Consider the following 8,727-nt stretch of genomic DNA (forward strand, 5'->3'; position numbering starts at 1 on the left):
ACCTGCCCTACTTAACCACTTACTTCGCCTTCAACGCCAGCGGGTTCAGCTTCAGTTCTTTATAGTAGTTTACCCACGAAGAGTATCTCTCCGGAGCGGACCATACGCGGTAGTGAAGACGCGCCATCGTAACCGGGTCGCTCAGCAGGACCAGACGACGGTCACGGTTGAGTTTTTCCGGGGTCTCGTTCAGCGCCTGCTCAACGTGACGATCGCGGGCAATCTCCAGCACCTGGCTGGCACGGTGACGCGCAGTGGCCATTGCCGTTGCCAGGGCGTTGAATGACGGGTTAAACACGGCGTGCATAAAGCCGTCATCCAGCGTGCGATTGCGGTTCTGCTCGAGATAACGATCGGTGTCTACCAGCACCTGCGGCGGGGAATACTCTTCCGGGATCAGGAACAGCTTCCAGCGTTTGGTCCGCAGCCCCACCGTCGAACGGCTGGAGATCACGGAGACAAACGGCGACAGGATCAGCGAGAAGACAATCGGCGCCAGCCAGAACAGGAAGCGCAGATCCAGCCACGCCATCCCGGCCGCCCACACCAGACCCAGCAGCAGCTGAGAACCATGGCGCATAAAGGCCTCGCTCCACGGCGTGGAGTCGTCATCACGCTGCGGTGAGTTCCAGACCACTTCCCAGCCCAGGAACGCACTGACCACGAAAACGGTGTGGAACAGCATACGCACCGGTGCCAGCAGCACGGAGAACAGCACTTCCAGCAGCAGTGAAAGGGTCACGCGGAAGAAACCGCCGTACTCTTTCGAGCCTTTGCACCAGATCAGGATGATGCTGAGCAGCTTAGGCAGGAACAGCAGCACCATGGTGGAAGCAAACAGCGCAATCGCCAGCTCCGGACGCCACTGCGGCCACACCGGGAACAGCTGGCGCGGCTGCAGGAAGTATTGCGGCTCCGTCAGGGCATGCACGACCTGCAGCGCTGTGGAGAGCGCAAGGAACATAAACCACAGCGGTGCGGAGAGATAAGACATCACGCCCGTCAGGAACACCGCGCGGTGAACCGGGTGCATCCCTTTCACCAGGAACAGGCGGAAGTTCATCAGGTTACCGTGACACCAGCGGCGGTCACGCTTGAGCTCGTCCAGCAGGTTCGGCGGCAGCTCTTCGTACGATCCCGGCAGGTCGTAGGCAATCCAGACGCCCCATCCGGCACGACGCATCAGCGCCGCTTCCACGAAGTCATGTGACAGAATAGAACCGGCAAACGAACCCTCGCCCGGCAGCGGCGCCAGCGCACAGTGCTCAATGAACGGCTTCACGCGGATGATGGCGTTGTGACCCCAGTAGTGGGATTCACCCAGCTGCCAGAAGTGCAGGCCCGCCGTGAACAGCGGCCCGTAAACACGGGTGGCGAACTGCTGACAGCGCGCATAGAGCGTGTCCATACCGGACGCTTTTGGCGAAGACTGAATGATACCCGCGTTCGGGTTGGCTTCCATCAGACGCACCAGACCGCTCAGGCAGTCACCGCTCATGACGGAGTCAGCATCCAGCACCACCATGTAGCTGTACTGGTTACCCCAGCGGCGGCAGAAGTCATCGATGTTACCGCTTTTACGCTTCACACGACGACGGCGGCGGCGGTAGAAGATCTGTCCTTCGCCCTGCACTTCTGCAATCAGCTCCATCCACGCTTTTTGTTCTGCCACGCAGATATCCGGGTTGTAACTGTCGCTCAGGATGTAAACGTCAAAATGCTCCGCGTTGCCGGTCGCCTTCACGGACTCCCAGGTGGCACGCAGGCCCGCAAACACGCGGTCAACGTCTTCGTTACAGATAGGCATAATCAGCGCGGTACGGTGCTCAGGATTGAGGGGTTCATCCCCGACCGTTGACGCCGAAATGCTGTATTTGTCACGCCCCATCAGCAGCTGCAGGAAGCCCATCAGCGCGGTCCAGAAACCGGCCGAGACCCAGCAGAAGAGAACCGCGAACAGCAGAAGGATGCCGCTCTGCAGGATATACGGCAGCAGCTGCATGAAGGAGACCCAGAGATCCTGGCCCATCATGTCCATCGGGTTGATGAACGCCCAGCCCTGATACGGCAGGATGGTTTTCATATACCAGGTCGCGACGACCGTCTGCGCCAGCGTCAACAGCAGCAGGATATAGCGACGGATGGTCCCCACGGTACGCCATTTCTGTTCGGAAGCCTGCTCTTCTTTCGTCAGGCGTGACAGATAGCGCGGCGTCACATCACGCCCGCGCAGGCGATCCCAGAAGCGGCCCACCGGGTTGGTGCGCCACGGATCGGGGAACATTGAGGAACGCGTGGCCTTCGGCATCGCCTGAAGCTGATCGCGCCCTTCGTCGTCTTTAATCAACTGCCCTTCTGCCAGCGAGTCCGGCCAGGCCTGCTCCAGACGTGCCTTTACTGACCCCAGCGGCGTGTCATCATCACGGGAAAACTGACGATGTTCGCCATCCAGCGCGGTGTGAACCGCGCGGATGTCGCTCTTAGGCAGTGCCGCTTTTTCGATATCCGTCAGCGGCATGGCATCAATATATTCAGATGTATTATTCATTGGCAGGTAGCTGATAGCTCCAGGTTTCACTCAGCGGCTGATCGTTACTGACCAGCGCAGCACGCATTTCAGTGGTCTGTTTCGGATCTTTCACTTTCACGCGCAGGGTCAGACGCCAGCCTTTGGTTACCGGGTTGTAACGCACGGTATTCTCAACGATTTCACCGTTATCACCGATGCTGGCCTGAGCGGCAACGGCGGTGTCCGGTGACAGTTTCTTCATATCCTGGCCTGTAAAGTCCACGACAAAGGCCACGGTACCGTCAGGCTGACGGATAAGATTAGACTGCTTCACATCACCCGTTGAACGGCGAGTCTGCATCACATACGCGTTATCCGGCGCATGCAGCTTATCTTCGTCGCGGCTGAAGGTGATGGTGTACTTGAAGTTCATCTCTTTACCGGCTTCCGGCAGCTGATCCGGCGTCCAGTAAGCCACGATGTTATCGTTGGTTTCGTCGTTGGTTGGAATCTCAACCAGCTCAACCTTACCTTTACCCCAGTCACCGTTTGGCGTGACCCAGGCGCTTGGACGCTGGTCATAGCGGTCGTCCAGATCTTCAAAGCGGGAGAACTGACGGCCACGCTGCAGCAGGCCAAAACCTTGCGGGTTTTCCATCGCGAAGCTGCTCACCGCCAGATGTTTCGGGTTGTTCAGCGGACGCCAGATCCACTCTCCGTTACCGGCATGAATAGACAGACCGTTGGAGTCGTGCAGTTCCGGGCGGAAGTTAGTGGCCGGAGACGGCTGGTTCGGCCCAAACAGGAACATGCTGGTCAGTGGTGCAACGCCCAGTTTGCCCACTTTATCACGCAGGTAAACCTTGGACTGCACGTCAACCACGGTGTCACGACCCGGCATAATCACAAAGCGATAGGCGCCGGTCGCACGCGGTGAATCCAGCAGCGCGTAAATGGTCAGACGTTTATCCGTTGGTTTTGGACGTTCAATCCAGAACTCACGGAAACGTGGGAATTCTTCACCTGATGGCAGCGCGGTATCAATCGCCAGTCCGCGCGCAGAAAGCCCGTATACCTGCCCCGCGCCAATCACGCGGAAATAGCTGGCACCCAGCATGCTGACGATTTCGTCGTTTTTATCTTTGCTGTTGATCGGGTAAAGCACCTTAAAGCCTGCGAAGCCGAGGTCTTTCACCGTATCTTTATCGTGTTGCACATTGCCAAAATTGAAGTAATCCGGGCTGTATTTGATCTTACGTACCGCTGTGGCCGTCACTTCGTTGATGGCAACAGGCGTGTCGAAATACATACCCTGATGATAAAACTCAAGCTTGAACGGGGTCTTGATGTTGCTCCAGTAGGCTTTGTCGTGATTGAACTGGATCTGCTGATAGTCCGCATATTTCATATCGCGGAAAACGGAGGGCAAGTTACTTTTCGGCGCTTCGTAGCTCTTGCCAGCCATCGATTTTGCCTGTTTTGCGACATCGTCGATGTTAAAGGCCAGTGCCGATGAGGTATACAGTGATAACACCACTGCAGCACCTAACCAACGCATTTTCATCATCTGTGGTTTATGTTTCATAATAAGTAAGCACTTCCCCCTTTGTGTGCTTATATCGATCCGATCCATTTTAATGGAAACTCAGGCAATCCGACAACATTATCACTGCTTTGTTCAGCTGCTGGCTCATGGATTAAGCAAATGAAAGAACCCATTATTCACTTTGCGTGCTTATCCTGGAGACAGGGTGTCGGTCTTGGTGTAGGGTTGCTTTCGAATGTAACCATTATGAGTCTTAGGGATAAGACGAAAAGTCTGAGAATGCACAACGTTATATGAGCACAACACCAACAGAACGTGAATATTTCCTCGACTCGATCCGGGCATGGCTGATGCTATTGGGGATCCCTTTTCACATATCACTGATTTACTCCAGCCACACCTGGCATGTGAATAGCCAGATGCCCTCCTGGTGGCTGACGCTGTTTAATGACTTTATTCACGCCTTCCGTATGCAGGTGTTTTTTGTCATCTCCGGCTATTTCTCTTACATGCTGTTTCTGCGATACCCGCTTAAACGCTGGTGGAAAGTGCGCGTCGAGCGCGTGGGGATCCCCATGCTGACCGCGATTCCGCTGCTGACGCTGCCTCAGTTCATCATGCTGCAGTACGTCAAAGGCAAAGCGGAAAACTGGCCGAATCTGTCGCTGTATGAAAAGTACAATACGCTGGTCTGGGAGCTGGTGTCTCACCTGTGGTTCCTGCTGGTCCTGGTGGTGCTCACTACGGTGAGCCTGTTCATTTTCAGCCGCCTGCGTCACCACCTGAGTTCGAGAGCTGACGCCTTTTTCGCCACCGTTACGCTGGGCAAGCTGTCGGTGCTCTTCTTGCTGTTGGGTATCGCTTACGCCGCGGTGAGACGCATCCTGTTTATCGTCTATCCACCGATACTGAGCGACGGCCTGTTTAATTTTGTGGTGATGCAGTCCCTTTTCTACATTCCGTTCTTTTTAATTGGCGCGCTGGCGTTTATTTACCCGAAGCTGAAAGCGCTGTTTACCACCCCGTCACCGTGGTGTGCTGTGGGTGCGGCCATCGCGTTCGCGGCCTATCTGCTGAACCAGCGCTACGGGAGCGGTGACGCCTGGATGTACGAAACGGAAAGCGTGATCACCATGCTGCTGGGTTTATGGATGGTGAACGTAGTATTCGCGCTCGGCCACCGCCTGCTGAACTTTAAGTCCAGCCGCGTGACCTACTTCGTGAATGCGTCGCTGTTTATTTATCTGGTGCATCACCCGCTCACGCTCTTCTTCGGGGCTTACATCACCCCGCATATCGCCTCTAACACGCTGGGCTTCTTTACCGGTCTGGTGTTTGTCGTGGGGATTGCGATCGTGCTCTATGAAATCCACCTGCGGATCCCGCTTCTGCGTTTCCTCTTCTCAGGAAAACCTCAGGTAAAAGCCTCATAAACAACCGCGGCGCACTCAGTGCGCCGCGTTTGCTTCAGGTGTCCAGTTCCTGCCCGCGCTGGGTCAGCAACCGTTGATAAAGGTGGGTGGTTTCTTCATCGAAACAGACAAAGATTACTTTCTCAGGCATCGGTTTTAGCGACAGATAGCGGTAAACGGTGTCGACGGCGATCGTAGCGGCAGCCGCCTTAGGATAGCCATACACCCCGGTACTGATGGCCGGGAACGCCATTGTTTTATAGCCGTTGTCGGCAGCCAGCCGCAGACAGTTTCGGTAAGCCTCTTCCAGAATACTCGCCTCGTGCCGATCGCCACCGTGCCAGACAGGCCCTACGGCGTGGATCACCGCTTTGGCAGGCAGATCGCCCGCAAGCGTAATGACCGCATGGCCGGGAGGACATTCGCCCTGCTGTTGCCGTACGGTTTTGCAGGCTTCCAGCAGCTGCGGTCCTGCAGCCCGGTGGATAGCCCCGTCCACACCGCCTCCCCCCATCAGGGAGGGATTGGCCGCATTGACGATGACGTCGACGTGCATGGTCGTAATATCACCATGAATAACTTCAATTTGCGGTTTCATAAAGCCCCTCTGCAACCCGCCTTTTTATTAAGTGTATCGCAGGGCTGCCCGGGAGAAAAAACTATCAGAAAAAATCCTCTTCCGCACAAAGCGGAAGAGAGAACGCTATCGATACTGGATTTCGACAACCGCGAGCGTTTTTTCAGGGTTAAGGTATTTCATGCGGAGCGACACCAGATCTGAATCGGACACTTTGCCATTAAGCGCCTCTTCATAACTGACCATGCGCGTTTGCATACGATTATTATCCGGACAGGACATAGCAAACTGTCTCTGCTGCGGCGTAACTTCACAGGGGTCTGCAACAATGGCACCGCGAAAATGAATAACGCCACCGTTCACAATGGTAGCCGAATAAACCGGGAGGCTAAAAACAGAAACAATCAGGCCCAGACCCGTCACGAGTCGAGCGAAAGAGTGGTTCATTATCGGTACTCCTCAATGAAAATCGTCCTTGAGGGGTAAACGCACTTCATTATGACAAACGAAGTCTCACGTTAAGGAACATAATGACCTGATCCCTGATATCAGCATAGCTCAACGGCACAGACCCGCCACATTCGCAACACATTGATTTCATGAATGATTAAAGCGAACGTTCCGCTGGCGACCACTGCTGTGATAAATGAAGCGATTTACCGTCTGAAACGGTGACAACGATTTTTACCGTGTCTCCCGCATTAATATTTAAACTCAGGCGCATTAAATCAATCGTCTGATTAGCGGGTATAAAAAGGGTATTTTGCTGTCGGGACGAACTTTGTCCCCCCTGCCCTTCCCGAACGGAAACAATCTGAACCTGACAATCACACGGCTGCGCCAGGGTGACCTGAGGAATAATGGTGGTCATATTTTCCTGCTGCGACGTTTTGAAAGTTATCTGGCTGGAAAGCGCGGCAAGAAGAATTAAGGTATTCATGATGAACTCCCGAAAAAAAACAGGGCATCAGCCCTGTTTTTTTGTAGCACAGATTTCAGTATCAGTACTGATGAGCTGTCGCGTGGTTACCAAAGCCAATCTGGGTAACGTTGACAGTAGAGTTAGAGGCAGTCTGGTCGACGAGGGCGCCGTTAAAGCCGCCGGACTGGCTAACGTTCATAACAGATTTTTTGCTGTTCCACTGATCCAGTGTTGCACTGTTGCCAAATCCTTTCTGGGTCAGGTTGATTTTACTGTCATCAGAACCCTGACCAACGTCAGCGCCGTTACCGCCACCTTTCTGGGTAATATTCAGCACGGAATTTCTGGCGTCTGTCTGCAGAGCAACCGCGGAGTTACCGCCACCGTCCTGATAAATATTCAGGGTTGAATTTGGGCCACTGTATCCGCCATGACCATGCCCATGACCCCAGCCGCCCTGATTAATAGAACCCGCCATAGCACTACCAGAAACTACGATTGCTGCAAGCGCTGCCACTTTGAGAAATTTCATGGTAAACCCCCATCGGATTGATTAAAATCGTCGCGAATGCGCTAATGTTGAATAACGTTAATCGCCATTTGCGACTGTTTCTGCACTACAACTGCGGTTTTCTGCGTACCGTACTGCGTAATATTTGCTCTATTACCCGACCCTTTCTGGATAATTTTCGCGCTATTACCGTATCCCTCTTGCGTAATACCTGCATCATTCGCGGTACCGCTCTGATCGATCCAGGCTATATTGTAACTCCCTGATTGATCAACTCTTGCTCTGTTGCCCGCCCCATCCTGTGAAACAATGGACAAGAGTTTTGAACCTTCCTGGCGAACCTGAGCGTCATTAAAAACACCCTGTTGACCAATAATGGCTGCCTGATTGAGTGATGAAAGACTTAATTCGTTAACCGCAAAATTATATTCAGCATTGGCTAAATCTGAATTCGCTGCGGTTACAAATCCAGGCGCACCCAGTAATGTAAACACCATAAATAACGATGTGTATTTCATGTTGTCACCCTGGACCTGGTTATTTAATCACGCCATAACCTATAACCGTGTTACTTGTAAAAACGATGCATATTGTGTTAACGCGTCGTTACGGTGAAGAGTATGTCCGCTGAAACATTTTAAATATCTCACCCGCGCGGCTTATTTTTATTTTTCGGATCACCACAAAGTCGTAATTTACGACAAAAATCACTTTACTCAGGCCAGCTTATATTTTTTATTTCCCCTGTCCAACAATCAGGTTGTACAACGAGGCGAAGGCTGTCCACGCGTCTTCTCGCGTTGTTTAAACGTAACGGCAGAAGGACACTTTTTCACAGTCGTGACACGAAGCCCGTTTTCTTAAGCCAGACAACCGCGCATTTATGGGCTTAGAAATAATCTGTACCTCATACTGTTTTATCGTTCGCATAAAATAATAAATATACCTAAGAATCAATGAGATATAAATATTTGTATGATTTTTAAAAACTGTGCATCTCTATTTAGATGTACAACTTTCTCATCATTTCTCGCCATTCATCACAAGTGATTTTCACAAATTAATATTGATTTTTACATTCAGTTACATGTTTAACACTTGCTTTAAACTTCGTAAAAGCTAGGGAAGGTGCGAATAAGTCCGAGATGTGAGATCATCGTGTTGTAACCTGAACCCAGAATGAGTAACCGGATGAGCCAGCAACTGACTTTTGCCGACAGTGAGTTTTCCAGTAAACGCCGCCAGACCCG

At 52.7% G+C, this 8,727-nt stretch carries 8 protein-coding genes; 1 reads left to right on the forward strand and 7 read right to left on the reverse strand.

Annotated elements, in window-relative coordinates; all coding sequences use genetic code 11:
* Positions 1–19: 19 nt before the first annotated feature.
* Both mdoH and mdoG read right to left on the reverse strand, forming a co-directional pair.
* A complete protein-coding gene (gene mdoH, locus ACOTXT_RS12815) occupies positions 20–2,548 on the reverse strand; it encodes a glucans biosynthesis glucosyltransferase MdoH (RefSeq protein WP_021240786.1) in 2,529 nt (842 codons plus the stop codon).
* Entirely contained in the window at positions 2,541–4,094 is a 1,554-nt protein-coding gene (gene mdoG, locus ACOTXT_RS12820; protein ID WP_021240787.1) for a glucans biosynthesis protein MdoG, read from the reverse strand. The genes mdoH and mdoG overlap by 8 nt, the downstream gene beginning before the upstream one ends.
* Positions 4,095–4,348: 254 nt before the next feature.
* On the opposite strand from mdoG, the gene mdoC reads away from it, so the two are divergent.
* Complete coding sequence (mdoC, locus tag ACOTXT_RS12825) at positions 4,349–5,488, forward strand: glucans biosynthesis protein MdoC (protein WP_008500838.1); 1,140 nt, start codon at positions 4,349–4,351, stop codon at positions 5,486–5,488.
* Positions 5,489–5,522: 34 nt separating this feature from the next.
* Here the strand turns inward: mdoC and ymdB are convergent, their stop codons facing one another.
* From ymdB to csgB, 5 genes are all read right to left on the reverse strand, one after another.
* Positions 5,523–6,065, reverse strand: coding sequence for an O-acetyl-ADP-ribose deacetylase (ymdB, locus tag ACOTXT_RS12830; RefSeq protein WP_008500839.1), 543 nt, complete (start codon positions 6,063–6,065; stop codon positions 5,523–5,525).
* 105 nt (positions 6,066–6,170) lie between these two features.
* Positions 6,171–6,491, reverse strand: a complete 321-nt coding sequence (locus ACOTXT_RS12835; RefSeq protein WP_008500840.1) for a type 1 fimbrial protein — start codon at positions 6,489–6,491, stop codon at positions 6,171–6,173.
* Between the two features lie 160 nt (positions 6,492–6,651).
* Complete coding sequence (gene csgC / locus ACOTXT_RS12840) at positions 6,652–6,984, reverse strand: curli assembly chaperone CsgC (protein WP_023343744.1); 333 nt, start codon at positions 6,982–6,984, stop codon at positions 6,652–6,654.
* A gap of 61 nt (positions 6,985–7,045) precedes the next feature.
* Positions 7,046–7,498, reverse strand: coding sequence for a curli major subunit CsgA (gene csgA, locus ACOTXT_RS12845; protein WP_008500842.1), 453 nt, complete (start codon positions 7,496–7,498; stop codon positions 7,046–7,048).
* Between the two features lie 41 nt (positions 7,499–7,539).
* A complete protein-coding gene (csgB, locus tag ACOTXT_RS12850) occupies positions 7,540–7,995 on the reverse strand; it encodes a curli minor subunit CsgB (RefSeq protein ID WP_008500843.1) in 456 nt (151 codons plus the stop codon).
* Positions 7,996–8,727 lie beyond the last annotated feature (732 nt).

The organism is Enterobacter cloacae complex sp. IR5422, from assembly GCF_049238165.1.
In the GTDB taxonomy this organism is placed as follows: domain Bacteria; phylum Pseudomonadota; class Gammaproteobacteria; order Enterobacterales; family Enterobacteriaceae; genus Enterobacter; species Enterobacter roggenkampii.